Origin of the sequence: Achromobacter sp. ACM04, assembly GCF_014851465.1 — a bacterium.
GTDB lineage: Bacteria > Pseudomonadota > Gammaproteobacteria > Burkholderiales > Burkholderiaceae_B > Achromobacter > Achromobacter aegrifaciens.
The window spans coordinates 1,276,117-1,300,742 of sequence record NZ_JACUZS010000001.1 but is presented as its reverse complement, the minus strand read 5'-3'; the positions used below and the strand labels follow the sequence as shown (position 1 = coordinate 1,300,742).

Sequence of the window (24,626 nt, the reverse complement as noted above, 5' to 3'; positions counted from 1 at the left end):
GGGGGGGGCTGCGAGCCCCGGAGGGGCGCGGCGTGAGGGCCTTACCCTCTTCCTCTTACTTGGATTTCGCGACCGCCTGGTTCCAGGCGGCGACCACCGCTTCATACTCCTTTGCCGCGGCATCCTGGCTGACCGGGAAGATCTTGATGGTCTTCAGGTCGGGCAGGGTGGTCAGGCTGGCCACGGCCACGTCCGTGCGCGTCGGGCGGCGGAAGTTCTTCACCAGTTGCGCTTCCTGCGACTCCTTGCTCAACAGGCCGTCATACAAGGCCTTGGCCGCGTCCATGTTCTTCGCGCCCTTGATGATGAACATGCCTTCCGGCGCCAGGTAGCTGCCCTCGGTCGGGTAGACCAGCTTGATTTCCTTCTGGCCGCCGGCCACGTATTCCTGCGCGGCGTACTCCAGGGTCATGCCCACGGCATACTCTCCCGCGGCCACGCCCTTGTAGGTGGTGCCGGACGATGCCGTGACCACCGCGTTGGCGGCGATCTTGTCCAGGCCTTCCTGGCCGAATTGCTTGAAGAGGCCATACACCAGCATGTAGGCCGTGCCGCTCTTGGACGGGTCGGTGATGGCGAACTTGTTCTTCCACTGCGGCTGCATCAGGTCGGACCAGGTGGCCGGCGCGGGCAGGCCCTTGAGCTGGCGCTCGTTGACCATCATCACCATGACGTGCACGTTGGTGCCCACCCACAGATCGTCCGGACCGCGGAACTCGGCTGGGATCTTGTCCAGGTCGGCCGGGCGGTAGGGCTGCAGATGCTGGCGGTAGGCGCCCAGCGTGCCGAAGCCGCCGCTCCAGAACAGGTCGCCGCGCGGATTCTGCGCCTCGGCCTCGATGCGCTTCATCATCGTCCCGGTGCCGCCGGTGACGGGCTGCACGTTCAATTTCGGCGACTTCTGCTTCACCGCGTCCAGCGCGGTTTCGATCGTCTCCGTGTTGTTGGACGAATAGAGCACGACGTTCTGGGCCTGGGCGGCGCCAGTAGCCAGGGCGGCGACCAGGACGCTGTACTGAAGTAGGTGCTTGAATTGCATGGTTAGCCTCTGTGCAAGTGGGTTATTTACCGGAGAACAGCTTGATGCGGAACGCCTTGACCGACACGATGATGGGCAGCACGATGACCGTGACCAGCGCCGCGCCATAGGCCGACGCCATGCCCAGCCTGCCGCCGTCGACCTGGCGGAAGATGGCGATGGGCATGGTCTCCAGGCCGCCGCTGTAGGCGACGATGGAGGCCGACAGCTCGGAAATGGTGGTGAGCCACATCAGGATGGCTGCCGAGATGATGGACGCCTTCATGGCGGGCAGGATCACCTTGAAGAAGGTCATGAGCGGCGACACGCCCAGGCTGATCGACGCTTCCTCGATCGACTCGGGGATGTTGAACAGCACCGACGACGCGTTGCGCACCGCGAACGGCAGGCGCCGCACCGTGTAGCACAGCACCATGATTCCCGACGTGCCCGCCAGCACCAGCCAGCCGGTGTTGAAGGTCTGCACCAGTGCGATGCCCAGCACCGTGCCGGAAATGGTCAGGGGCAGCACCACGATGTAGTCCAGCACCTGGGTCGAGGCGCTGCGCTTCTTGATCGTCAGATAGCTGACCAGCACCGCGAAGGCCACGCCCAGCACCGTGGCCAGCGAGGCGAACTTGAGCGAGTTCAGGATGGGCTCCGGCGCGCCATGCAGCGCGCGCTGCATGCTGGCCAGCGACCATTGTCCCCATTGCATGACCGGGCCGCTGGTCTTGGTGAAGGCAGCGATGAAGACCACGATCAGCGGCAGCAGCGAAATGAAGATGATCAGGCCGACACCGCTGGTGTAGAGCAGGGCGGTCCAGGAGCGCACGCGGGTAGCGGCCGGCGCGCGCCCCTGCGTCATGGTGTAGACCTTGCGTTCGACCACGCGTTTCTGGAAGAACAGCACGATGGCGACGATGGCAATGGACACCACCGACATCGCGCTCTGCAGGGTCGGGCTACCGCCCATTTCGCTGACAAAGGTGTTGTACGTCATGACCGACAGCAGCGGCACGCGGCTGCCCAGCAGCATGGCCAGCGCGAAGTTGCCCACCACCAGCGTGAACACCACCAGCGCGTTGACCAGCACCGCCGGCAGCAACACCGGCACCAGGACGCGCAGCTTGGTCAGCAACGGCGGCGTGCCCAGGCTCAGGCCCGCTTCTTCCAGCTGGCCGTCGAAGCCGCGCAGCGCCGCCAGCACGCCCAGGTAGATGTAGGTGTAGTAGACCAGCGTCATGGAGAACACCATGCCGGTCCAGCCGTAGAACGAGGGCAGCGAAATGCCGGCGTCGCCCAGCAGGTTGGTCAGGATGCCGTTATTGCCCAGGATCAGCAGCCAGGACTGGCCCACGATGATCTCGGGGATCACGATGGTCAGCACCGGCAGGATCGCCACCAGGTTCTTCAGCGGAAAGTCGAAGCGCGCCACCATGTAGGCGAAGGGCACGCCCACCAGCACCGTGCAGGCCGTGACCGCCAGGCCCAGGATCAGGGTATTGCCGAAGGCCTCGACGTATTGGGAGTCGGCCAGCAGGGCCTTGAAGCCCTCCAGCGTGAAACCGCCATCCTGCCCGGTGACGCTGTTGCTGAATAGCACGGCCAGCGGGTAGAGCACGAAGAACAGCAGCAGGGCCAGGCTGATTGCCGTCAGGACGCCCCAGGGCCACCATTTGATTTTCATGGTCGGCGCGTCCTCAGGCGTTGACGACGCGGCTGTCGGCGGGAATCAGCACCTGCACGGCTTCGCCGGGCTGGAACTGCGCCACCATGTTGCCGGCATGCAGCTCGACGCGGATCTCGGAGCCGTTGTCCAGCGCAATGCGGTATGCGGTCTTGAAGCCCAGGTATTGGCGTCGCAGCACCTTGCCCGGCAAGGTATTGGGCACGTAGGGAGCGGGCGCCATCAGGGCCAGCTCTTCCGGGCGCGCGATCAGCACACCCTTGCCGTCCAGCTGGTCGCTGCCTTGCACGCCGTCAAAGCCCAGGCCGCAGATCTCGTAGCGCACATGGCCGGCGGGGGCGCCGGCCTGGCCGTTGCGGGCGGGCACCGGGATCACGTTGGCCGAACCGATGAAGTCCGCGACGTAGGCGTTTACCGGCGTGCCGTAGAGTTCTTCCGGCGTGCCCAGCTGGGCGATGTCGCCGCGGTCCATGATGGCGATGCGGTCGGACATCGCCAGCGCTTCTTCCTGGTCGTGCGTGACGAACACGGTCGTGATGCCGGCCTCGCGCACCAGGTCCAGGATCACGTCGCGCATCTGCAGGCGCATCTTGGCGTCCAGGTTGGACAGGGGCTCATCCATCAACAGCACGCGCGGCCGGATCACCAGCGCGCGCGCCAGCGCCACGCGCTGGCGCTGCCCGCCGCTCATCTGCGCCGGATAGCGTTCGGCCAGCGTCAGCAGCCCGACCTTGTCCAGCGCCTCGTTCACGCGCCGCGTGATCTCGGCGCGCGCCACGCCGCGGGCGCGCAGGCCGTAGGCCACGTTGTCGAACGCGGTCTTGTCGGGGAACAGCGCATAGTCCTGGAACACCATGCCGATATCGCGGCGGTGCGCGGACACGTGGGTCACGTCGTCCTGGTCGAACAGCAGGCGTCCGCCGTCGGGAGCATAGAAGCCCGCAATGCAGCGCAGCAGCGTGGTCTTGCCGCAGCCGCTGGGGCCCAGCAGCGTGTAGAACGCGCCGTCGGGGATGTGCAGCGACAGATTGCGCAGCACTTGCTGCCCGCCGAAAGTCTTGACGATGCCGTCTACGGTGATTGATGCCATGTTTCGCTTCCTGCCTGAGGTTGCGGGCATCATAGAAACGCGGTGGGCGCCCGACCAGCGGTGTTTTTTAAGGGTAGTCGTTAGTTTTTCTAAGAGGTCGGCGCGCGGGCTATCACCTAGAATGCGGCTGGATAGGACAGGCGCGCGCATGCAGCGCCGACAAAAAAATAGACGACAAGGGAAAACGTGGGAAAGAGCAGCACAGCGCGGCGCCGGGCCGGCGCGCGGGCGGGCCGCAACTGAGATGGCGGGGCAGAGCCTGCCGCCGCTGAAGGCCTTGCGCGTGTTCGAAGCCGCGGCGCGTCTGCGCAGCTTCACCGCGGCCGCCGACGAACTGAGCATCACGCATAGCGCGGTCAGCCAGCAGATCCGCATACTCGAAGAGTACGTGGGGCAGCCTCTGTTCGCGCGGGAGGCGCGCGGCGTGGCGCTGCTGCCTTGCGCCCAGGCCTACTTTCCGGAAATCCAGGCCAGCCTGGAACGCATCGCGGCCGCGACCGCCAAGCTGAAATCGCCCGCCTACGGCGGCGTGCTACGCGTCTGCGCCACGCCGTCGCTGACCATGAAGTGGCTGATCCCGCGCCTGTCGACGTTCCAGGCGCGGCATCCGGGCGTGGACGTGCAGCTCACCACGCAAGGGCGGTCGTTCCTGGACCGCGGCGGCGACACGGGCAGCGACGTGCTGATCCGCCACGGCTACATGGCGCATTCGGACCTGACCTGCGTGCACTGCCTGGACGACTTCCACGTGCCGGTGGCATCGCCGCGCTTCATCGAGCGCAACCGCCTGGCCGCGCCCGCGGATTGCCTGGGGCATCCGCTGCTGAAGATCGCGGGCGGCATGGACCACTGGCCGCGCTGGTTCGCGCTGGCCAAGGTGGACGTGCCTGCGCAATTGCCGGGGCCGGTGTTCGACCACCAGTTCCTGTGCATGCAGGCCGCCATGAACGACCTGGGCATCGCCTTGGCGCCCTGGTGCCTGCTGGAAGACGACATCCGCGCCGATCGCCTGCGCCCGCTGTTCGACGGCCCGCAGCTGCCGAACGCCGGCATCCACGCGCTGTACCGCCAGGACGGCCCGGCCGCCGCGTCGGCGCTACTGTTCATCGAGTGGTTGCGCGAGCAAGGGCGCGACCCCACACACACCGCATAGACCAAGGATCCCCCATGCATTCCGCCTCTACGACACCCGGCCTTTCCTGGCGCGGCATTGCGCCTCCGCTGGCGCTCGCGGACTACAAGCTCATCGCCTTCGACATGGACTCCACGCTGATCTCGATCGAGACGCTGGACGAAATGGCGGACCTGATGGGCAAGAAGGCCGAGGTGGCGGCGCTGACGGAAGCCGCCATGCGCGGCGAGATCAAGGACTACAAGCAGAGCCTGCGCGAGCGCGTGGCGCTGCTGGCAGGCATGCCGGAAGCGGCGCTGGACGAGGTCTATGAACAGCGTGTGCGCATCAATCCGGGCGCGGAAACGCTGATCGCGGCGTGCAAGGCCGCGGGCCTGACCTGCCTGCTGGTGACTGGCGGCTTTACCTGCTTCACCGACCGGCTGCGGGTGCGACTGGGGCTGGACGACGTGCGCGCCAATGTGCTGGAAATCGTGGACGGACGCCTGACCGGCCGGCTGCTGCCGCAAGCCTGGGGCGACATCTGCGATGGCGAGGAAAAGCGCCGCAAGCTGCTGGAAGTGTGCGCGGCGCTGGGCGTAGGGCCGGAGCGCGCCATCGCCGTGGGCGACGGCGCCAACGACCTGCCGATGATGCGCGCGGCGGGCCTGTCGGTGGGCTACCGCGCCAAACCGGCCGTGCGCGAGGAGGTCAATGTCGCAATCGACGAAGGCGGCCTGGACCGCCTGCTGGAGCTGATGGCGCGCTAGCGCCGGGACTCAAGCCAGCCCGCGGATTTCCACGGCCGGATCGGTGTCGGCTTCATAGTCGACGCCTTCGATTTCGAAGCCGAACAGGCGCAGGAAGTCCTGCTTGTAGCCCGCGAAGTCCGTCAGCTGGTAGATGTTGTCGTTGGTGACCTGGCCCCACAGCGCCTGCACGCGGGCCTGCACCTCGGGATCCAGTTCCTTGTAGTCGGCGCGCAGGCGGCCGTCCTGGTCCAGGATCGGCGTCTTGCCGCACAGGCTGTCGCGGTACAGGCCATAGACCTGTTCGATGCAGCCTTCGTGCGTGCCGGCCTCCTTCATGGTCTTGAACAGCAGCGACAGGTAGAGCGGCATCATGGGGATCGCCGAGCTGGCCTGCGTCACCACCGCCTTGAGCACCGACACGCGGGCGTCGCCGCCGCGCGCGGCCAGCTTGGCGCGGATCTCCAGCACCTTCTGGTCCAGATCCTTCTTGGCGGCGCCGATCGAGCCATTCCAGTAGATGTCGTGGGTGATCTTCTCGCCCAGGTAGGTGAAGGCCGTGGTGGTGGCGCCTTCGGCCAGCACGCCGGCTTCCAGCAGCGCGTCTATCCACATCTGCCAGTCTTCGCCGCCCATGACGGCGACAGTCGCGTCGATCTCGGCCTGGGTGGCGGGTTCCAGCACGGATTCCTTGACCACTTCGCGGTCGGTGTCCAGGCCGCGCAGGTTGACCGCCTGGCCGATGGGCTTGAGGGTCGAATTGAAGACTTCGCCGGTTTTCGGGTGCGTGCGGCGCGGCGCGGCCAGGCTGTAGATCACCTGATCGACCTGGCCCAGATCCTGTTTGATGAGGTCTATGGTCTTGCGCTTGATTTCGTCGGAGAAGGCGTCGCCGTTGACGCTCTTGGCATAGAGTCCGGCGGCGTGGGCCTGCTCGTGGAACTCCGCCGTGTTGTACCAGCCCGGCGTGCCGGCCTTGGCGGCGTCGCCCGGCCGCTCGAAGAACACGCCCAGCGTCTGCGCGCCACAGCCAAAGGCCGCGCTGATCCGCGCCGCCAGGCCATAGCCGGTCGATGCGCCCAGGACCAGTACGCGTTTCGGTCCGCCAGCTATCGGCCCCTGGGCGCGGACGTAGTCGATCTGGTTGCGGACGTTGGCGGCGCAGCCGGCCGGATGGGTGGTGACGCAGATGAAACCGCGCACGCGGGGCTTGATGATCATGGGAGCCTCGATTCGGGGAAATGCCTGGATCGCCCATGCGCGAAAGCGCAAAAAGCGACCCGCATTGTACGGGAGGCGGCGCCTGCGCGCTGCCGGCTCAGCGTGCGTCGGCCCCGGCCAGCGGCGCGGCCTGGGCGCGGCTGCGGCGCCATTCGATCAGGCCGATGCCTATGCCGCTGGCGCAGATGATGGCGATGCCCAGCCAGGTCAGCGGGTCCGGGAAGTGGCCCCAGACCAGCCAGCCGACCGAGGTGGCGCTGATGATCTGCAGGTAGACGAAGGGCGCCAGGGTGGAAGCGGGCGCGCGGCGGTAGGCGGCGATCTGGAACAGATGTCCCAGGCCGCCGGTGATGCCGGTGGAGATCAGCACAATCCAGTCCAGCGGCGCCAGGGCCTTGAGCACTGGCAGGGCAGGCGGCAGGATGAAGGGCAGGGACAAGGTCAGGCAAAGCGTGCCGACGGCGCCGCTCCAGATCAGCGAGGTAAACGGGTCGTCGCCCGCCACGCGCCGCGTGGCGATGAACTGCACGGCGAAGCAACAGGCCGTGAGCAGGCCGAACACCGTGCCCACCGGATCCAGGCCGCCGCCCGGGCGGATCACGATGATCACGCCGATGAAGGCGATGCCGGCGGCCACGAAGCGCGACAGGCGGGCGGGTTCCTTGAGGACCCAGGGCGCGGCGGACAGCACCAGCAGCGGCGCCAGGAAGTTGATGGCGGTGGCCTCGGCCTGCGGGATGTAGCTCAGCGTGGTGAAGAACATCAGCGTGGCCAGGAACATCGAGCCGCCACGCAGGATCTGTTCGCGCGGCTTCTTGCTGCGAAAAACGCCCAGGCCGCGCGCGGGCAGTACCAGGGCCAGCACCAGCGCCAGGTGCACGGCATAGCGGAACCACGACAGCACCAGCAGCGGCACGCCCGCATTCATGACCCACTTGCCGCTGGCATCCAGGCACGACAGCGTCCACATCGACAGCACCAGCAACAGCACCCCCATCATCGGGCCGCTGGAAGCGGGCGCTGAGCGGCGCGTGCGACCGTCATCGGCCGGGGTCATCGACAAACTCCTTTGTTGGCTGAAACGCCGGTTTGCAGGTACCGGGCGGCTGCCATGATACGCTCATCGCGCCGGGGGAACAGGCTCATGATAGAACTACGCAACATCGAAACTTTTTTTTGGGTGGCCACGCTGGGCAGTTTTCGCGCCGCGTCGGAGAAACTCAACACCACCCAGCCTGCGGTATCGCAGCGCATCGCCTCGCTGGAGGCCGACCTGGGCGTGCTCCTGTTCGAGCGCGAGGCGCGCGGCGTGAAGCTGACCGCCAAGGGGCATGAACTGCTGTCGCATGCCGAACGCATGCTGCAGGTGCGGCGCGACATGTTCGAAGCCGCGCGCGAGCAAAACGTCATGAGCGGCACCGTGCGCATCGGCGTGGCCGAGACCATCGTGCAGACCTGGCTGCCCACGCTGATCGAGCTGATCCATTCGAACTATCCGGCGCTGGTGCTGGAAATAGAGGTGGACACGACGCATGTGCTGCGCTCGCACCTGATGTCGCGCCAGATCGATCTGGCCTTCCTGATGGGGCCGGTGCTCGAGGCGCGTGTGGAAAACCTGCCCCTATGCACCTATCCGCTGGCTTGGGTCGCCAGCCCCCTGTTGGATCTGGGGCCGGAGCCGCTGACATTGGAGCGGATAGGCAAGCTGCCCATCATCACCTATCCCTCCAACAGCGCGCCTTACCGCGTGGTGCGCGACATGCTGACTCGCGCCGGCGTGACGTCGCCGCGCATGTACGGCAGTGCGTCGATGTCGATGGTGGTGCGGATGACGCAGGACGCCATCGGCACCAGCGTCATCGCGCCGGTGTTCCTGGGCAAGGAGCTGGCGCGCGGCGAATTGCGCATCCTGCGCGTGGAGGCGGATCCTTTGCCGGAACTGAGCTTCACGGCTACCTGGGTGCAGGGGCCGGATAGTCACGCGGTACGGGTCATCGCGCAGATGGCGCAGAAGGTGGCCGAGCAGGCTGCGGACGGGATTCCGCTCTAGGTGTTTACCCCAGCAGGGGCTGCGCCGCCGGCCGTAGCGGCCGTGCGACGCGGCCACGTTGCGACGCGCCCAACTGCCCGCCAAGCCGCGCCACCGCGTCGTTTGCGCGAAACGCGGGGCGCTTGCCGCACGAGACCAAAGAAAAATTTATACCCCCGTATCGCAACATACGATTGGACGCTCCGCGCCCCTGACGCTGCAATGGCGCCACATCAATAACGATCGCCTGGATGCATAGAGCGGGGGAAAGCATGAACCAGCGTATGTCCCATTCCCGGAACCGGGCGGCAAGCCATGCCGCGCAGGCGCGACGCGCGCCGCTGCGCGGCTGATCTCCAGACTCTTCGATTGCCACCGCGCGCCGCCAGGATAACGGGATCCGGCGCGCGGCATACCATCCCGCCAGCCAGGAGTTTTGTCCATGAAGAAGTCGCTAGTTTTCGCCGCCGTCGCCGCCAGCCTGTTGGCCGGCGCCGTCCAGGCCCAGGACCTCCCCAAGACCCAGTTGAAAGTCGTGGGCGGCCTGAGCAACCTGACCGCCTACAACGATTACGAAAAGCCGTTCTGGACCAAGACCATCCCCGAGCTGTCCAAGGGCCAGGTCACGGCCGACATCAAGGGCTTCAACGAAATGGGCTTGAAGGGCCCCGAATTGCTGCGCCTGATGTCGCAGGGCGTGGTCGAATTCGGCACCGCCACCCTGGCGTACTTCGCCAGTGACAATCCCATCAACGAAGCGATCGACCTGGCCGGACTGGCGCCCGACGTCAAGACCGCGCGCGCCGTCACCGACGCGTTCGAACCGGTCTACGCCAAGCTGTATGGCGAGGGCAGCAACGTCAAGCTGCTGGGCATTTCCACCTATCCCGCGCAGGTGCTGTTCTGCAACGCCGAAATCAAGGGCCTGGCCGACATCAAGGGCAAGAAGGTCCGCACCAGCAGCCGCACCACCGCCGAGTTCGTCGAAGCGCTGGGCGGCTCCAGCGTGACCATGGCCTTCGGCGAAGTGGTGCCGGCGCTGCAGAACAAGGTGGTGGATTGCGCCATCACGGGTTCGCTGTCCGGCTACTCGGCCAAGTGGTACGAAGTGTCGACCCACCTGGTCGCGCTGCCGATCAACTGGAACCAGCAGATCCACGCCGTGAACCAGAAGGCCTGGGACAAGCTGGACCCCAACGTGCGCACTTTCCTGCAGACCAATGTGAAGACGCTGGTCGACAACATCTGGGACGCCGCCGCGCGCCAGACGCAGGAAGGCTATGACTGCAACACGGGCGCTGCCGCTTGCCCGTTCCCGGTCAAGGGCAAGATGGTCCTGGTCCAGCCCTCGGATGCTGACCGCGCGCTGCTGAAGAAGGTCACCGAAGAAGCCGTGCTGCCGAAGTGGGCCGCGCGCTGCTCGGCCCAGTGCGTGAAGGACTTCAACGCCACCATCGGCAAGACGCTGGGCGTGGTGGCGAAGAAGTAGTCTCCCCCCCGAAGCGCTACCGCGCTTCCCCCCCAGGGGGGCATGCCTGCGGACCGGTGGAGCCGGATCCGCGGCATCCCGATTTGGGGAGGGGGGCGATGGATCGGGAGAGCTGGCTCCGTGGGGCGTCCCGATAGGGCGGTTCTCGACATAGCTGGGGCGGCGATGTGTGCCTGGCCCTGCAAAGGTTTTACTCATGACTCAATCTGAACACTTCCGCCTGCTGGGCGGGCTATTGCGGCGCGCCGAGAGCTTTTCGCGCTTGGCCGTGTGGGCCGGCGGCGCGCTGACGGTGGCCAGCGTGCTGCTGATCTCGTTCGATGTGCTGGCCCGCAAATTCCTGGGCTTCACGACCGGCGGCGCGGACGAGCTGTCCAGTTATGCCTTCGCCATCAGCACGTCCTGGGCGCTGGCGTTCGCCACGTTGCAGCGCGCCAATGTGCGCGTGGACGTGGTCTACCAGTACATGCCGGTGCGCGTTGCGGCCGTGCTGGACTGGATTTCCATGGTGGCCCTGGCGGTCTTCATGGTGTACCTGACTTACTACGCGTCGGAGGTGGTGCAGACCTCCTGGGCGCAGAAATCCGCGGCCAATACGCCGCTGGCCACGCCGTTGTGGATTCCGCAGGGCCTGTGGCTGCTCGGCCTGGGCTGGATGTGCATCACCGTCGCGCTGATGCTGGCGCGCGCTTCCGCCGCGCTGGTCACGGGCGACATTGAACTGGTCAGGAGCATTTGCGGCGTGCGTTCGGCGCAGGAAGAAGCCGACGAGGAAGCCGCCGCCGGCGAGCGCATGGTGAAGGGAGAGGCCGCATGATTTCCACCGCATTGATACTGCTTCTGGTGCTGATCGGCCTGTCCATTCCGGTGGGCGCGGCGCTGGGCGTGCTGGGCCTGATCCTGGACCCGCTGTTCTCCATGCTGCCGCTGACGCGCGCCATCGGCGAAGTTTCCTGGAGCACCAACAACGAATTCCTGCTGGTGGCTATCCCGCTGTTCATCATGCTGGGCGAGGTGCTGCTGCGCGCGGGCTTCGCCGAACGCATGTATGGCGCGATGAGCCTTTGGCTGTCGTGGCTGCCGGGCGGACTGATGCACGCCAATATCGGCGCCTCGACGCTGTTCTCGGCCACCTCGGGCTCCAGCGTGGCGACCGCCGCGACGGTGGGCACGGTGGCCATTCCGCAGATCCGCAAGTACGGCTACAACGAGCCGCTGTTCCTGGGCAGCCTGGCCGCCGGCGGCACGCTGGGCATCCTGATCCCGCCTTCGATCAATCTGGTCATCTATGGCGTGCTGACGAACTCCTCGGTGCCCAAGCTCTACCTGGCCGGCATCATTCCGGGTTTCGCGATGGCCGCGCTGTTCATGCTGACGGTGGTCATCGCCTGCGTCGCCAAGCCGTCCTGGGGCGGCAAGAAGATCCAGGCGAGCTGGGGCCAGCGCTTTGCCAGCCTGGTGCATCTGGCGCCGCCCATGGGGATCTTCTTCCTGGTGGTGGGTTCCATCTACGCCGGCCTGGCCACGCCGACCGAGGCGGCTGCGCTGGGCGTGCTGGGCGCGTTCATCCTGGCGGCCTGGTTCCGCCGCCTGTCGTGGTCAATGCTGCGCGAGGTCATGGAAGGCACCATGCGCTCCACGGCCATGATCATGCTGATCGTGGTGGCGGCCAGCTTCCTGAACTTCGTCATGTCCGCGACCGGGCTGACCGATGCGCTGACCAAGTCGATCACGGGCCTGGGCCTGTCGCCCGGCTGGATGCTGCTGATCGTGGTGATTTTCTACCTGGTGCTGGGCTGCTTCATGGAAACGCTGTCCATGATGATCACGACCATCCCCATCGTGGCGCCCATCATGATCGGTCTGGGGTTCGATCCCATCTGGCTGGGCATCGTCATCATCATCCTGGTCGAAGCCGCCTTGATCACGCCGCCCGTGGGCCTGAACCTGTTCGTGGTGCAGAGCCTGCGCAAGAGCGGTTCCATGAGCGCGGTCATCATGGGCAGCCTGCCGTTCGTGGCCGCCATGTTCGTGATGCTGGCGTTGCTGGCCTTCTGGCCGGACGTGGCGCTGTGGCTGCCGCGCGTGTTCGGCTGACCTTCATTTCCTAGACATTCCGGGGCGCGGCGAGCCGCCGCGTCCTTCACCCCCTTATTCTCAGCAGGACAGATATGAAAGCCGTATTCCAGATCGAAGACTCGCAACCCCGCCAGGTGGAAGTGGAGTTCAACACCCTGATCGTCGCCGGCTGGGCCGGACGCGACATGGCCGCGATCGAGCACCACATCGAAGAACTCGCCGCCATCGGCGTGCCGCGCCCCAGCAGCGTGCCGCTGTACTACCGCATCGCCGACAACCAGCTGACCCAGAAGGAAACCGTGCAGGCGCTGGGCGAAGATTCGTCGGGAGAAGTCGAGACCTTCGTGTTCTCCGTGGACGGCGAAATGTACGTCAGCATCGCGTCCGACCATACCGACCGCAAGCTGGAAACCTACAGCGTGGCGATGTCCAAGCAGGTCTGCGTCAAGCCCGTGGCCACGAGCGCCTGGCGTCTGGCCGACGTGGCGGACTACTGGGACGAGCTCATCATCCGTTCCTACATCGTCGAGAACGGCGTGGAAGTGCTGTACCAGGAAGGCCCGCTGGCGTCGCTGCGCACGCCGCAGGACCTGATCGCAGGCTATACCGGCGGCGCCACGGTGCTGCCGGCCGGCGCGGGCATGACCTGCGGCACGGTGGGCGCGATCGGCGGCATCCGCGCCGCGGCCGACTTCACCATGGAGTTGCACGATCCGCGGCGCCAGCGCAGCCTGCGCCACCGCTATCATGTCGAGACGCTCCCCGTGGTGGCCTGATTCAGGCCCCAGGCGCTGATCGCGAGGCGCGCCCGCTGGCGCGCCCGTTTGCACTCAAGCCGCAAGACGGCACTAGGATGACTATGGTTCCGACTTTGAATGATCTGACCCAGGCCCTGCAAGAGGGCCGCAGCACCTCCGTGGAACTGACGCAGGCGGCGCTGGCCCGCGCGCAGGACGAAGCGGGCGAGGGCGCCCGCGCGTTCACCCGCCTGTACGCCGAATCGGCATTGGCGCAGGCGCAAGCCTCCGACACGCTGCGCGCCGCCGGCATCGTCCGCTCCGCGATCGAGGGTCTGCCCATCAGCATCAAGGATCTCTTCGACGTCGAAGGCGAAACCACGATGGCGGGCTCGGTGGCCCGCGAGGGCGAACCGGCGGCCGACGCCGACGCCGAAGTCGTGCGCCGCCTGATCGCCGCAGGCGCGGTCATCATCGGCCGCACCAACATGACCGAATTTGCCTATTCGGGCCTGGGCATCAATCCCCATTACGGCACGCCCCTGAACCCCTACGACCGCGCCACCGGCCGCATCCCGGGCGGCTCGTCCTCGGGCGCCGCGGTGTCGGTTGCCGACGGCATGTCGGCCGCGGCTATCGGCTCGGACACCGGCGGTTCCGTGCGCATTCCGGCCGCGCTGTGCGGCCTGACGGGCTTCAAGCCCAGCGCCTGGCGCGTGTCCATGGAAGGCGTGCTGCCGCTGTCGGCCAACCTGGACTCCATCGGCCCGATCGCCGCCAGCGTGCGTTGCTGCGCCGAGCTGGACGCCATCCTGTCCGGGGACGGCGGCCCGGTGCCGGAAGCGGCCGTGCTGCACGGCCTGCGCCTGGCCATCCCGACCACGCTGGCGCTGGACGCCATGGACAAGCATGTCGCCGACAGCTTTGCAGTCGCCGTCAGCCGCCTGAAGGCCACCGGCGCCCTGGTCGAAGAGATTGCGATTCCGGAATTCGCCGAACTGGCCGCCATCAACGCCAAGGGCGGCTTCACCGCCGCCGAGGCCTGGGCCTGGCACCGCGACTTGATCGCCCGCGCCGGCAAGCGCTATGACCCGCGCGTGGTGTCGCGCATCATGCGTGGCAAGGACATGAGCGCGGCCGACTACCTGGACCTGCTGGATGCGCGGGAAGCCTGGGTCGCGGCAGTGGACCGGCGCATCGCCGGCTACGACGCCCTGATCATGCCGACCACGCCCATCGTGGCGCCGGCGGTGGCCGACCTGCAGGCCTCGGACGAGGCCTACTACGCCGCCAATGGCCTGATCCTGCGCAATCCGACGCTGATCAATTTCCTGGATGGCTGCGCGCTGTCGCTGCCTTGCCATGCCGCAGGCACGGCGCCGGTGGGCCTGATGATCGCGGGCAGCAACGGCGCCGACCGCCGCATCCTGAGCATCGGCCTGGCGGTGGAAGCGCTCTACGCCGGCCAGTGACGCGCAGCGGGGGCGGGCGGCAGCCGCCGGGCCCGCCCCGGGCGCTAAGATGGCGGCTGCATAGCCGGATGCCGCCGCCATGATCGATCTGCGCAATATCGAAACGTTCTTCTGGGTCGCTACCCTGGGCGGTTTCCGGGCGGCCGCCGAAAAGCTGAATGCTACCCAGCCCGCCATTTCCCAGCGCATCGCGTCGCTGGAATCCGATCTGGGCGTGCGCCTGTTCGACCGCGATGCGCGCGGTATCAAGCTGACGGGCAAGGGACGCGAACTGCTGTCGCACGCCGAGCGCATGCTGCAGATGCGGCGCGACATGCAGGAGGCCGCGCGCGCCAAGAGCGTCATGAGCGGCATGTTGCGGCTGGGGGTGTCGGAAACCATCGTCCATACCTGGCTGCCGACCCTGATGGAGTATCTGCACGACGTCTATCCGGCGCTGATGGTCGAGATCCAGGTGGATACGACCACCGTGCTGAAGACGCAGCTCGCTTCGCGCCAGATCGACCTGGCGTTCCTGCTCGGGCCGATGGAAGAGCCGCGCATCGAAAACCTGTATCTCTGCAACTACCCGCTGAGCTGGGTGGCCAGTCCCAAGCTCAAGGTGGGGCGCCAGCCCATCCCCTTGAAGCGGCTGGCCGAATGGCCCGTCATCACGTATCCGTCCACCACCGACCCGCACCGCGCCGTGCGCCAGCTGTTGCAGCAGGCCGGCGTGGAGGCGCCGCGCATGTACGGCAGTTCGGCGCTCAGCGTCATCGTGCGGATGGCGCAGGACGGCATCGGCACCGCGGTCATCGCGCCCGTCATCCTGCACAAGGAGCTGGCGCAAGGCGAATTGCGCATCCTGGACGTGAAGGCGCCGGCCTTGCCGCCGCTGCACTACACCGCCTGCTGGATGCAGGGGCCGGACAGCCAGATTCCGCGCGCGGTGGCCGAAGCAGCGCAGCAGATTGCGCGCGAAGAGGCGCTGCGCCATCCGGCATAACCCTGATAAGTAATTTTGATCGGGGTCTATCGCAACTTGTGATTGGACGCTGCTGCGCGGTTCCTGTGCAATGTCCCCATACCTGAATCGTCATTGAAGGGATGGACATGCATACGAACCCTGCCGCGCGCACTAGCGTGGAATTGGCCCGCCAGGCGCGCCTGGATGCGCGCAGCGGCAAGCTCACCGGCCCCACCGCCAACCTGGCGCCCGGCCATGTACAGGCCAACCTGGCGATCCTGCCGCGCGCGCTCGCGGCGGATTTCCTGCATTTCTGTCAACGCAATCCCAAGCCCTGTCCCTTGCTCGCCATGTCCGAACCGGGCGATCCCGCTGTGCCGGAACTGGGCCAGGACATCGACATCCGCAGCGACATCCCGCGTTATCGCGTCTGGCAGAACGGCGAGCTGGTGGCCGAGCCCACCGACGTGCGCGACCTGTGGCGCGACGATCTGGTGTCGTTCCTGATCGGCTGCTCGTTCTCCTTCGAGGAAGCGATGCTGGACAACGGCCTGCCCGTGCGCCACATCGAGCAGGGCTGCAACGTGCCGATGTACCGCACCAGCATCCCGACCCATGCCGCGGGCGTGTTCGGCGGCCCCTTGGTCGTATCCATGCGTCCCCTGAAGGCCGCGGACGCCATCCGCGCCATCCAGGTCACTTCGCGTTTTCCCTCGGTCCACGGCGCGCCGGTGCATATCGGCGACCCCGCGTTGATCGGGATTGCCGACGTCAACCGCCCGGACTATGGTGATCCGGTGGAGATACGCGAAGGCGAGATGCCTGTGTTCTGGGCCTGCGGCGTGACGCCGCAGTCGGTGGTCGCAGCCGTGCGGCCGGAGTTCTGCATTACCCACGCGCCGGGCCACATGCTGGTCACGGACCTCATCAATAGCCGGATGGCGGTGTTCTGACCGCCTGCGATCCGCTTTCTCAGCAGCGCGTAAGCGGGTAGCGGTTAGAAGTCGTACTCGCGCTGCAATACCAGTTGTGCCACCAAAACGATCCATTAAAGGACAAGGGGAAATGGCGACAACCGCTTTGAATCTGGGGCCTTCCAGCTTGCCGGACGGTCTCGTGCCGCCGCGAACGCGGCCATGCATTGCTTTCATACCCAGCCGGTCCAATCCAGGAGTCCAGTTATGAAGATGAAGCTCATCGCGGGTGTCGCCGCGAGCCTGGCGCTGATGTGCGCCGTTCCCGCGCAGGCGCAACAGGCCGTGCGCATCGGCGCGATCTATCCGCTATCGGGCGCCTTGGCGTCGACGGGGTCTGAAATCAAGGCGGCCGTCGAACTGGCGGTCGAAATCATCAACAATCCGCATCCCGAACTGGAAGGCATACCGCTGGCCGCGGGCAGCGGGCTGCCGGCGCTGGGAGGCGCCAAGATCGAAGTGGTGTTCGGCGATTCCCAGGGCAAGCCCGAAGTGGGCCTGGCCGATGCCCAACGCCTGATCGACCAGGAAAAGGTCGTGGCCCTGACCGGCGCCTACCAGTCCGCCGTGACCAAGACCGCCAGCCGCATCGCCGAGCAGCGCGGCATTCCCTATGTAAACGGCGAATCCAGCAGCCCTGACCTGACCGAGCGCGGCTACAAGTGGTTCTTCCGCACCTCGCCCAATGACGATACCTTCGTCGAGAACATGATGCAGTTCCTGGACGGCGTGAAGGCCGTGCCGACCGCCAAGATCGCCGTGGTGTACGAGAACACCGACTTCGGCGTGAACACCTACAAGGCGGTCGAAAAGTTCGCAAAACAATACAAGCGCCAACTGGTCGCCAACATTGCCTATAGCGCGGGCTCGGCCTCGGTGACGGCGGAAGTGCAGAAACTCGCCGCCGCCAAGCCGGACGTGGCGATCTTCGCCAGCTATACGTCGGACGCCATGCTGTTCGTGCGCACCATGCGCGAAAGCAAGTACGCGCCGCCGGTGCTGCTGGCCAACGACGCGGGTTTCATCGATTCGCGCTTCGTGCAGGAAGTGGGGCCGCAGGTCCAGGGCGTGCTGACGCGCGACGTCTGGGGCAATGACGTGGCCGCATCCAAGGCCGGGCTGAAGAAGATCAACGACATGTACAAGGCCAAGACGGGCAAGGACCTGAACGGCAACAACGCGCGTTCGATGCAAGGGGTGCTGGTGCTGGCCGACGCGATCAACCGGGCCGGCTCGACGGACCCCGAGGCGATCCGCAAGGCGCTGGCCGCCACCGATCTGGGCGAGGCGCAGGTCGCGATGCCCTGGGCCGGCGTGCAGTTCGACGCCAAGGGCCAGAACACCAAGGGTTCGGGCCTGATCCTGGAGCTCAAGGGCGCCGCCTACCAGACCGTATGGCCGGAAAAATACCGTACGGACAAGAACCTGCCCACGCTGCCGTTCACCTGGAAGTAAACATAGTCTGACGCGGCGGGCCGCGGGGCCTGCCGCGAGGAGCACTCCATGTTCGAAGCTCTCTCGGCAGGCCTGTTCAACGGCCTGATCTATGCCGCGGTGGCGGTGGGGCTGGCGCTGATATGGGGCATCACCGACGTCATCAACTTCGCCCATGGCGAGTTCCTGATGCTGGGCATGTATGCCGCCTATTGGCTCTACACGCTGGGCCACATCGATCCCACGCTGTCGGCGCCGCTGGTGGCGGTCCTGCTCGCCTTCGTCGGCTTCCTGACCTATGCGCTCATCATCCGCCGCCTGCAAAAGGGGCCGGCGATGGCGGTCATCCTGGCCACCTTCGGTCTCGGGCTGGTGCTGCGTCAGATCGCCTTCATCGCCTTCAGCCCCGACTACCGCAGCCTGCCGGACACGCTGGTGTCGGGCAGCGTCACGGTTGCCGGCATCTCGCTGGGCAGGCCCCAGGTGGTCACGGGCCTGATCGCGCTGGTGGTGGTGGTCGCGCTGTTCATCCTGGTGTACCGCACGCGCTGGGGCCATGCCTTGCAGGCCGTGGCGGAAGACCGCCAGGTGGCGGCGCTGGTGGGCATTTCGCCGGACCGGGTCAACGCCCAGGTCTGGATGCTGGGCAGCGCGGCGGTGGGGCTGGCTGGCGCCTTGCTGACCACCTTCTTCTATGTGTTTCCTTCGGTGGGCACCGTGTTCGGCCTGCTGGCTTTCGTGGCCGTGTGCATGGGCGGCTTCGGCTCGCTGCCGGGCGCCTTCATCGCGGGCATCCTGATCGGGATCATCGAAGCCATGACGGGTTACTTCGTCGCGCCGGCCTTGAAGACGGTGAGCGTCTTCATCCTGTTCATCCTGGTTCTCTGGTATCGGCCGCGCGGCCTGTTCGGGCGGTGGTGAGATGAACAAGACAGACAACATCGATACCCCGTCCGCCGGCGTGCCCAAATGGCCGGTCCTGGCCGCGGCCGTGGCCGCCATCCTGATGGCCCTGGTGCCGCTGGTGGTAAAGGACGCCTTCACCCTGCAGGTGCTGCTGCTGGCCATCATGTTCGGCGCGCTGGGCGCGTGCTGGAACCTCGTGGGCGGCTTCCTGGGGCGGATCTCGTTTGGCCATAGCGTGTTCGTGGGAGTAGGGGGCTACACCACCTTGCTGCTCCTGCACCATCTGAAGCTCACGCCGCTCTTGGGCATCCCGCTGGGCGGACTGATCAGCGCCGGACTGGCCTGGCTGGTGGGCGGACCTACGCTGCGGCTGTCCGGCCACTATTTCGCCATGGCCACCATCGCGCTGCTGCAGATCGGCCTGCTGCTGATGATCAACTGGGAATGGGCGGGCGGCGCGGTCGGCCTGGAGGCGCCCATCGGCGACGCCGCCTGGATGCTGCTGTTCCGCAGCAAGGTGCCGTACTACTGGATCGCGGTGGGCCTGGCCTTCCTGACCTTCTGCGCCACGTTCTTCCTGGTGCATTCCAAGACCGGCTTCTATTGGCGCGCCATCAACGGCGACGAGGCGGCCTCGCGCAGCCTGGGCGTGCCTGCGGACCGCTACAAGATGCTGGCTTTCGTGATGTCGGCGGGCATGACGGGCGTATGGGGCGGCTTCTTCGCCATGTACGTGGGCTTCATCGATCCGGAATCCATGTTCAACCTGACGATGTCGGTGCAGGTCGTGCTGGTGACCATCCTGGGCGGGGTCGGCACGCTGATCGGCCCGTGGCTGGGCGCGGCCGTGCTGCTGCCGCTATCCGAGGGCACGCGCGTGCTGTGGGGCAGTTCGGGCATGGGCCTGGACCTGCTGGTTTTCGGCCTGGCTATTTTGTTGGTCACCATGTTCCTGCCGGGCGGGCTGGTCACACTGAGGAGGCGCCGTGGCTCTGCTGGACGTTAAGAACCTGACCAAGCAATTCGGCGGCCTGGTCGCGAACAAGGACATCTCGTTGTCGGTCGAGGCGGGCGAGATCGTCGCCATCATCGGCCCGAACGGGGCGGGCAAGAGCACCTTGTTCAACGGTCTGGTGGGGCACCACGAGCCCACCTCAGGCTCGGTGACCTTCGATGGCCAGTCGATGATAGGCCGGCGGCCCGAACAGGTGGCTGCCATGGGCCTGGTGCGCACTTATCAGATCCCGCGCAGCTTCGGACAGATGACGGTGTTGGAAAACGCCATGGTCGGCGCGCTGTTGCGCCATCCGCGCCTGCAGGACGCACGCCGCGAATCGGCCCGTGTGCTGGAACTGGTGGGCCTGGCCGAGCGCGCCGACGTGAGGGCGTCCGAACTCAATGTGGCGGGACAGAAGCGGGTCGAACTGGCCCGGGCGCTGGCCACCGAGCCGCGCATGCTGCTGCTGGACGAAGTGGCGGGCGGCCTGAATCCGGCCGAGGCCATCGCCCTGTCCGAGATCCTGCGCGGCATCCACGCGTCGGGCGTCACGCTCATCATCGTGGAGCATGTGCTGGAGGTGGTCATGCGGCTGGCGCAGAGGGTGCTGGTGCTGAACTTCGGCCAGATGATCGCCGAGGGCGCGCCGCAGGAAATCGTGCGCGACCCGGCTGTGATCGAAGCCTATCTGGGGAGAAAGCACCGTGCCTGATGCGATGCTGAAAGTGGAAGACCTGAGCGTGGCCTACGGCGGCGTGCAGGCGGTGCGCGGCTTGTCGCTGGAGGTCAGGCCGGGCGAAATCGCTGCGCTGCTGGGCGCCAACGGCGCGGGCAAATCCAGCACCCTGATGGCGATCGTCGGGTCGGTCAAGCCCAAGAGCGGCCGGGTAATTTTCGAAGGCCGGGACATCACTGGCACCCCGCCGGACAGGCTGGTGACCCAGGGCATTTCCATGATCCCCGAAGGCGCCCGCGTCTTTGCGCGCCAACCCGTGGAACAGAACCTGCGCCTGGGCGCCTATACGGTGCGCGATGAGCGCGTGTACGGGGAACGCCTGGAGCGGGTCTATGCCTTGTTCCCGCGCCTGAAGGAGCGTCGCACGCAACTGGCCGGAACCATGTCGGGCGGCGAGCGGCAGATGCTGGCTATCGGCCGCGCGCTGATGAGCGGGCCGCGCCTGCTCCTGATCGACGAGCCCAGCCTGGGCCTGTCGCCCCTGCTGGTGGAACAGGTATTCGACGCGTTGGCCGCCTTGAACCGCGACGACGGCCTGTCGGTCTTGCTGGTGGAGCAGAACATGGCCCAGGCGCTGGAAGTCGCGGCGCGCGCCTACGTGATGCAGAGCGGCAGGGTGGCGCTGTCGGGCGAAGCGGCGGAACTGGCAGCCTCGGACGAGGTGCGCAAGGCGTATCTGGGGATGTGAGGATGGGGGCGTGACGAAACCGCGCCGGACGCACATGGCGTCCGGCGCGGACTGCCATCAGAAGATGTGGCGGAAGCCCACTGCGGCGCCGAGCTGGCTGGTCTTGCCGGCGATTTCGCCGCTGGCGGCATCGTTGACCTTGTTCCAGTCGACGGTGCCGTAGATCTGCGAGCGCTTCGACAGCGAGTACTCGGCCACGGCGACCAGCGCGTAGCGCTTGCCCTTGTCGCCATCTTCGACCACGTTCTTGCTCTGGTCGTAGTAGGCGGCGCCGGTGATGGCCCAGCGCGGCGTGGCCTGCCAGGTGACGCCGGCGAAGTAGCCGTTGTCCTTGCGATTCAGGCCGGGCGCCTGTTCGCCGCCCATGACGGCGTTGACCCAGCCGGTTTCGTCGCGGCCGTTGTAGTAGCCGGCGAAGACCTTGGCGGCTTCGAACTGGTAGGAGGCGTTCAGGTTCCAGACGCGCTGGCGCAGATCGGAATCCGTGCCGTCGTAGGTCTGCTGATAGGCAGCGCCCAGGCCCAGCTTGCCGACCGTGTAGCGCAGGCTGGCGCCGTACTGCTGGCCGGCCTTGTGGTCGTTGTAGTCGTCGCCGTTGGCCCAGGACAGCACGAAAGCCAGGTCTCCGATGGTGTTGGAGTACTTGGTCATGTTGTTGGTGCGCACGCGCGACATGGCGGCGGGCAGCCAGGCGTTCTGGTCGTAGTTGCCCACGGTCAGCGGGTCGAAGTAGTCAGCCAGCAGGTCGAACATCGGGGTGTTCTGCAGACCCAGGGTCAGCGCGCCGATGTTGCCGCCGTCCAGGCCGATGTAGGCCAGGCGGCTGAACGTCTTGGACGGATCCGAGCCGCGGCCGTTCTGCATGTTGAAGCCGTTTTCCAGGCGGAAGAAGGCGCGGTTGCCGTCGCCCAGGTCTTCGGAGCCGCGCAGGCCCCAACGGCTGTTGGAGATGGCGCCGTTCTCCATCGACACGCGGCTGCCGTCTTGGCCGACGCTGCCGGCGCTGGTGCTCAGGTAGCGGATGCTGACGTCGGCGATGCCGTACAGGGTGACGCTGGTTTCGGCTTGGGCCGCGCCGGCGGCCAGGCCCAGGCTTGCAAGGGCGAGGGATAGGGTAATGCGTTTCATGCTGGGGGCTCCTCCTGGGTAGCGCTATTTTTTAGTGGCGCCGGGCTTTTGGCCCGGCTGTTTGCGCCTGGCGGATCGTCAGGCGCTGGGCCGTCGCACCGACGCTTACGGTAAGCGCGGGTCCGGGCGATGGCCGCATATGCACATATACGCTGTAATGTTGCAACGTAGCAGCGCCTGGGAATTCTAGAAAAACTGGGGCACGAACAACACCTGTTGTTTTTTGGAGTTTTCCCTGGTTTACAGGACGGCAAAACAGGGGGAGCGGGTAGGGCGCCAGCCCTGGCGAAAAAAAACCCCGTTTCAGAAACGGGGTTTTCCGGGTGACGTCGTCCTACAGCGTCATGTGCAGCGGCAGCCATGTCGCTATGCCAGGCACGGCATAGAGCAGCAGCACGGCCAGGATCATCAGGAAGAACATAGGCAGCGAGGCGCGCGCGATGTAGGGCAGCTCCTTGCCGCTCATGCCGGAAAGCACGAACAGGTTGAACCCGACCGGCGGCGTGATCTGTGCCATTTCTACAACGAACACGATGAAGATGCCGAACCAGATCAGGTCGATGCCGGCGGCCTGCACCGTGGGCAGCAGCACGCCCATGGTCAGCACGACGATGGAGATGCCGTCCAGGAAGCAGCCCAGGACGATGAAGAACACCATTAAGGCCATGATCAGCCCGAACTGCGACAGGCCCAGGCCTCCGATCCATTCGGCCAGCGCGCGCGGCAGGCCGATATAGCCCATGGCCAGCGTCAGGAACTGCGCGCCCGCCAGGATCAGCGCAATCATGCAGTACAGCCGGGTGGCGCCCAGCAGCGACTGCATGAAGGTGGAGCGGTTCAGCGATCCCTGCAGCGCCGAGAGGATCAGCGCGCCCACCACGCCGACGGCCGCCGCTTCCGTGGCGGTGGCGATGCCGGTATAGATGGAGCCCAGCACTGCGCCGATCAGGAGCATCACGGGGATCAGATGGCGCGAGCGCGACAGCTTCTCCAGCAACGTCAGGCCGGGGTCGGCCGCGGGAACCTGGCCGGGATTGCGGATCGCCCACCAGGCGATGTAGCCCATGAACAGCAAGGCCAGCAAGATACCCGGCACGATGCCCGCGATGAACAGCTTGGCGATGGACACGTCCGCCGCCACGCCGTACACGATCATGATGATGGAAGGCGGGATCAGCAGGCCCAGCGTGCCGGCGCCCGACAGCGTGCCCAGGATCTTGTCCTCGGGGTAGCCGCGGCGCGTCAGTTCCGGGATGGTCATCTTGCCGACCGTGGCGCAGGTCGCCGCGGACGAGCCCGAGACCGCCGCGAAGATGGCGCAGCCGATCACGTTGGTGTGCAGCAGCCGCCCGGGCAGGCGGTTGAGCCAGGGGGCGAGCCCTTTGAACAGATCTTCGGACAGCCGCGTGCGGAACAGGATTTCGCCCATCCACAGGAAAAGCGGCAGGGCGGTCAGCGTCCAGCTGGAGGACGCGCCCCAGATGGTGACGGCCATGGCATCGCCCGCGGGCCGGCTGGAGAAGATCTCCATGCCGATCCAGGCGGTGCCCGCCAGGGTCAGGCCGACCCAGACCCCGCAGCCCAGCAGCGCGAAGATCGAGACGACCAATAGGGTTATGACGAGTAGTTCATTCATGGGTTTGCTGCGAAGTGGCGGCGGCCAGGCCGCGTGAGCGTCGGATCAGCTCGTCGATCAGGGCGACCAGGAACAGCACCGTGCCCACGGCCATGCTGAGCTGGGGGATCCAGAGCGGCGTGGCGTCGTTGGACGTGGAGATGTCGTTGAACTGCCAGGAGTCGTAGGTCAGCTTGATGCTGAAGAACGCGAAGGCGGACGCCAGCAGGCAGCCGACCGCCAGGGCGAAGATATCCAGCTTGCGACCCGCGGCGGGCTTGAGCGAATTGAGCAGCAGCGTCACGCGGATGTGTTCGCCGTGCTTGAACGTACTGGCAAGGGCGAGAAACCCGGCGGCGGCCATGAAATACCCGGCATAGGCGTCCGTGCCGGGTATGTTCATGCTGAGCTGGCGCGCGATGATCGCGGCCAGCACCGACACCAGGACGCCGATCGTGCACAGGCCGGCCAGCAGGCCGGCCGCGCCGTAAAGACCATCTAGAAAGCGGCGCATGGA

Annotated in this window: 23 protein-coding genes; 15 read left to right on the top strand and 8 right to left on the bottom strand. The window is 66.3% G+C overall.

Annotated elements, in window-relative coordinates; genetic code table 11:
• Window positions 1–55 precede the first annotated feature (55 nt).
• Genes IB259_RS06035 through IB259_RS06025 form a run of 3 tightly spaced genes read right to left on the bottom strand, consistent with a single transcriptional unit; the run spans window position 56 to window position 3,798 of the window.
• Window positions 56–1,039 (bottom strand): ABC transporter substrate-binding protein, encoded by a 984-nt coding sequence (locus tag IB259_RS06035; RefSeq protein ID WP_192328010.1) that lies wholly within the window; start codon window positions 1,037–1,039, stop codon window positions 56–58.
• Window positions 1,040–1,061: 22 nt separating this feature from the next.
• Complete coding sequence (locus IB259_RS06030; RefSeq protein ID WP_054454010.1) at window positions 1,062–2,708, bottom strand: iron ABC transporter permease; 1,647 nt, start codon at window positions 2,706–2,708, stop codon at window positions 1,062–1,064.
• Between the two features lie 13 nt (window positions 2,709–2,721).
• Window positions 2,722–3,798 (bottom strand): ABC transporter ATP-binding protein, encoded by a 1,077-nt coding sequence (locus tag IB259_RS06025; protein ID WP_054454012.1) that lies wholly within the window; start codon window positions 3,796–3,798, stop codon window positions 2,722–2,724.
• A 244-nt stretch (window positions 3,799–4,042) separates the two neighbouring features.
• On the opposite strand from IB259_RS06025, the gene IB259_RS06020 reads away from it, so the two are divergent.
• Entirely contained in the window at window positions 4,043–4,951 is a 909-nt protein-coding gene (locus IB259_RS06020) for a LysR substrate-binding domain-containing protein (protein ID WP_192328007.1), read from the top strand.
• 14 nt (window positions 4,952–4,965) lie between these two features.
• Window positions 4,966–5,679: a phosphoserine phosphatase SerB gene (gene serB, locus IB259_RS06015; protein WP_192328004.1), complete on the top strand. Its 714-nt coding sequence runs from the start codon at window positions 4,966–4,968 to the stop codon at window positions 5,677–5,679.
• A gap of 9 nt (window positions 5,680–5,688) precedes the next feature.
• Here serB and fabV read toward each other — a convergent pair whose 3' ends face one another.
• Both fabV and IB259_RS06005 read right to left on the bottom strand, forming a co-directional pair.
• The gene (gene fabV, locus IB259_RS06010) at window positions 5,689–6,879 is read right to left on the bottom strand and encodes an enoyl-ACP reductase FabV (protein WP_119449673.1); all 1,191 of its coding nucleotides are present in this window, start codon (window positions 6,877–6,879) and stop codon (window positions 5,689–5,691) included.
• 97 nt (window positions 6,880–6,976) lie between these two features.
• Window positions 6,977–7,936: a DMT family transporter gene (locus IB259_RS06005; RefSeq protein ID WP_192328001.1), complete on the bottom strand. Its 960-nt coding sequence runs from the start codon at window positions 7,934–7,936 to the stop codon at window positions 6,977–6,979.
• An 87-nt stretch (window positions 7,937–8,023) separates the two neighbouring features.
• On the opposite strand from IB259_RS06005, the gene IB259_RS06000 reads away from it, so the two are divergent.
• The 13 genes from IB259_RS06000 to IB259_RS05940 all read left to right on the top strand — a co-directional run bounded on the left by IB259_RS06000 (window position 8,024) and on the right by IB259_RS05940 (window position 21,366).
• On the top strand, window positions 8,024–8,929 hold the full coding sequence (locus IB259_RS06000; protein ID WP_054454022.1) for a LysR family transcriptional regulator: 906 nt from the start codon (window positions 8,024–8,026) through the stop codon (window positions 8,927–8,929).
• A 421-nt stretch (window positions 8,930–9,350) separates the two neighbouring features.
• Window positions 9,351–10,397, top strand: coding sequence for a TRAP transporter substrate-binding protein (locus IB259_RS05995; protein WP_054454026.1), 1,047 nt, complete (start codon window positions 9,351–9,353; stop codon window positions 10,395–10,397).
• Between the two features lie 196 nt (window positions 10,398–10,593).
• Entirely contained in the window at window positions 10,594–11,214 is a 621-nt protein-coding gene (locus tag IB259_RS05990) for a TRAP transporter small permease subunit (RefSeq protein WP_054454028.1), read from the top strand.
• Window positions 11,211–12,494, top strand: coding sequence for a TRAP transporter large permease (locus IB259_RS05985; protein ID WP_119449675.1), 1,284 nt, complete (start codon window positions 11,211–11,213; stop codon window positions 12,492–12,494). The genes IB259_RS05990 and IB259_RS05985 overlap by 4 nt, the downstream gene beginning before the upstream one ends.
• A gap of 74 nt (window positions 12,495–12,568) precedes the next feature.
• Window positions 12,569–13,252, top strand: a complete 684-nt coding sequence (locus IB259_RS05980; protein WP_054454032.1) for a DUF2848 domain-containing protein — start codon at window positions 12,569–12,571, stop codon at window positions 13,250–13,252.
• A gap of 83 nt (window positions 13,253–13,335) precedes the next feature.
• On the top strand, window positions 13,336–14,685 hold the full coding sequence (locus IB259_RS05975; protein ID WP_192327998.1) for an amidase: 1,350 nt from the start codon (window positions 13,336–13,338) through the stop codon (window positions 14,683–14,685).
• A 79-nt stretch (window positions 14,686–14,764) separates the two neighbouring features.
• Window positions 14,765–15,670 carry a LysR family transcriptional regulator gene (locus IB259_RS05970; RefSeq protein ID WP_088140712.1) on the top strand — a complete coding sequence of 302 codons (906 nt, stop codon included), beginning with the start codon at window positions 14,765–14,767 and terminating at the stop codon, window positions 15,668–15,670.
• A 107-nt stretch (window positions 15,671–15,777) separates the two neighbouring features.
• Window positions 15,778–16,584 (top strand): putative hydro-lyase, encoded by an 807-nt coding sequence (locus tag IB259_RS05965; RefSeq protein WP_054454824.1) that lies wholly within the window; start codon window positions 15,778–15,780, stop codon window positions 16,582–16,584.
• A 228-nt stretch (window positions 16,585–16,812) separates the two neighbouring features.
• Window positions 16,813–18,060: an ABC transporter substrate-binding protein gene (locus IB259_RS05960; protein ID WP_054454039.1), complete on the top strand. Its 1,248-nt coding sequence runs from the start codon at window positions 16,813–16,815 to the stop codon at window positions 18,058–18,060.
• A 48-nt stretch (window positions 18,061–18,108) separates the two neighbouring features.
• Window positions 18,109–18,960: a branched-chain amino acid ABC transporter permease gene (locus IB259_RS05955; RefSeq protein ID WP_054454041.1), complete on the top strand. Its 852-nt coding sequence runs from the start codon at window positions 18,109–18,111 to the stop codon at window positions 18,958–18,960.
• A 1-nt stretch (window position 18,961) separates the two neighbouring features.
• On the top strand, window positions 18,962–19,951 hold the full coding sequence (locus tag IB259_RS05950; RefSeq protein ID WP_054454044.1) for a branched-chain amino acid ABC transporter permease: 990 nt from the start codon (window positions 18,962–18,964) through the stop codon (window positions 19,949–19,951).
• Window positions 19,932–20,654, top strand: a complete 723-nt coding sequence (locus tag IB259_RS05945; protein WP_054454046.1) for an ABC transporter ATP-binding protein — start codon at window positions 19,932–19,934, stop codon at window positions 20,652–20,654. The genes IB259_RS05950 and IB259_RS05945 overlap by 20 nt, the downstream gene beginning before the upstream one ends.
• A gap of 4 nt (window positions 20,655–20,658) precedes the next feature.
• Window positions 20,659–21,366, top strand: a complete 708-nt coding sequence (locus tag IB259_RS05940) for an ABC transporter ATP-binding protein (RefSeq protein WP_119451598.1) — start codon at window positions 20,659–20,661, stop codon at window positions 21,364–21,366.
• A 57-nt stretch (window positions 21,367–21,423) separates the two neighbouring features.
• Here IB259_RS05940 and IB259_RS05935 read toward each other — a convergent pair whose 3' ends face one another.
• The 3 genes from IB259_RS05935 to IB259_RS05925 form a co-directional block, all read right to left on the bottom strand.
• Window positions 21,424–22,494 (bottom strand): porin, encoded by a 1,071-nt coding sequence (locus IB259_RS05935; protein ID WP_054454050.1) that lies wholly within the window; start codon window positions 22,492–22,494, stop codon window positions 21,424–21,426.
• Window positions 22,495–22,828: 334 nt separating this feature from the next.
• Window positions 22,829–24,130, bottom strand: coding sequence for a TRAP transporter large permease (locus IB259_RS05930; protein ID WP_119451596.1), 1,302 nt, complete (start codon window positions 24,128–24,130; stop codon window positions 22,829–22,831).
• Entirely contained in the window at window positions 24,123–24,623 is a 501-nt protein-coding gene (locus IB259_RS05925) for a TRAP transporter small permease (protein ID WP_042793698.1), read from the bottom strand. The genes IB259_RS05930 and IB259_RS05925 overlap by 8 nt, the downstream gene beginning before the upstream one ends.
• Window positions 24,624–24,626 lie beyond the last annotated feature (3 nt).

Bases quoted from the DNA above. Each gene is read 5' to 3' on its own strand.
- IB259_RS06035 (WP_192328010.1), bottom strand. From the start codon at position 1,039: ATGCAATTCAAGCACCTACTTCAGTACAGCGTCCTGGTCGCCGCCCTG.
- IB259_RS06030 (WP_054454010.1), bottom strand. From the start codon at position 2,708: ATGAAAATCAAATGGTGGCCCTGGGGCGTCCTGACGGCAATCAGCCTG.
- IB259_RS06025 (WP_054454012.1), bottom strand. From the start codon at position 3,798: ATGGCATCAATCACCGTAGACGGCATCGTCAAGACTTTCGGCGGGCAG.
- IB259_RS06020 (WP_192328007.1), top strand. From the start codon at position 4,043: ATGGCGGGGCAGAGCCTGCCGCCGCTGAAGGCCTTGCGCGTGTTCGAA.
- serB (WP_192328004.1), top strand. From the start codon at position 4,966: ATGCATTCCGCCTCTACGACACCCGGCCTTTCCTGGCGCGGCATTGCG.
- fabV (WP_119449673.1), bottom strand. From the start codon at position 6,879: ATGATCATCAAGCCCCGCGTGCGCGGTTTCATCTGCGTCACCACCCAT.
- IB259_RS06005 (WP_192328001.1), bottom strand. From the start codon at position 7,936: ATGACCCCGGCCGATGACGGTCGCACGCGCCGCTCAGCGCCCGCTTCC.
- IB259_RS06000 (WP_054454022.1), top strand. From the start codon at position 8,024: ATGATAGAACTACGCAACATCGAAACTTTTTTTTGGGTGGCCACGCTG.
- IB259_RS05995 (WP_054454026.1), top strand. From the start codon at position 9,351: ATGAAGAAGTCGCTAGTTTTCGCCGCCGTCGCCGCCAGCCTGTTGGCC.
- IB259_RS05990 (WP_054454028.1), top strand. From the start codon at position 10,594: ATGACTCAATCTGAACACTTCCGCCTGCTGGGCGGGCTATTGCGGCGC.
- IB259_RS05985 (WP_119449675.1), top strand. From the start codon at position 11,211: ATGATTTCCACCGCATTGATACTGCTTCTGGTGCTGATCGGCCTGTCC.
- IB259_RS05980 (WP_054454032.1), top strand. From the start codon at position 12,569: ATGAAAGCCGTATTCCAGATCGAAGACTCGCAACCCCGCCAGGTGGAA.
- IB259_RS05975 (WP_192327998.1), top strand. From the start codon at position 13,336: ATGGTTCCGACTTTGAATGATCTGACCCAGGCCCTGCAAGAGGGCCGC.
- IB259_RS05970 (WP_088140712.1), top strand. From the start codon at position 14,765: ATGATCGATCTGCGCAATATCGAAACGTTCTTCTGGGTCGCTACCCTG.
- IB259_RS05965 (WP_054454824.1), top strand. From the start codon at position 15,778: ATGCATACGAACCCTGCCGCGCGCACTAGCGTGGAATTGGCCCGCCAG.
- IB259_RS05960 (WP_054454039.1), top strand. From the start codon at position 16,813: ATGAAGATGAAGCTCATCGCGGGTGTCGCCGCGAGCCTGGCGCTGATG.
- IB259_RS05955 (WP_054454041.1), top strand. From the start codon at position 18,109: ATGTTCGAAGCTCTCTCGGCAGGCCTGTTCAACGGCCTGATCTATGCC.
- IB259_RS05950 (WP_054454044.1), top strand. From the start codon at position 18,962: ATGAACAAGACAGACAACATCGATACCCCGTCCGCCGGCGTGCCCAAA.
- IB259_RS05940 (WP_119451598.1), top strand. From the start codon at position 20,659: ATGCTGAAAGTGGAAGACCTGAGCGTGGCCTACGGCGGCGTGCAGGCG.
- IB259_RS05935 (WP_054454050.1), bottom strand. From the start codon at position 22,494: ATGAAACGCATTACCCTATCCCTCGCCCTTGCAAGCCTGGGCCTGGCC.
- IB259_RS05930 (WP_119451596.1), bottom strand. From the start codon at position 24,130: ATGAATGAACTACTCGTCATAACCCTATTGGTCGTCTCGATCTTCGCG.
- IB259_RS05925 (WP_042793698.1), bottom strand. From the start codon at position 24,623: ATGCGCCGCTTTCTAGATGGTCTTTACGGCGCGGCCGGCCTGCTGGCC.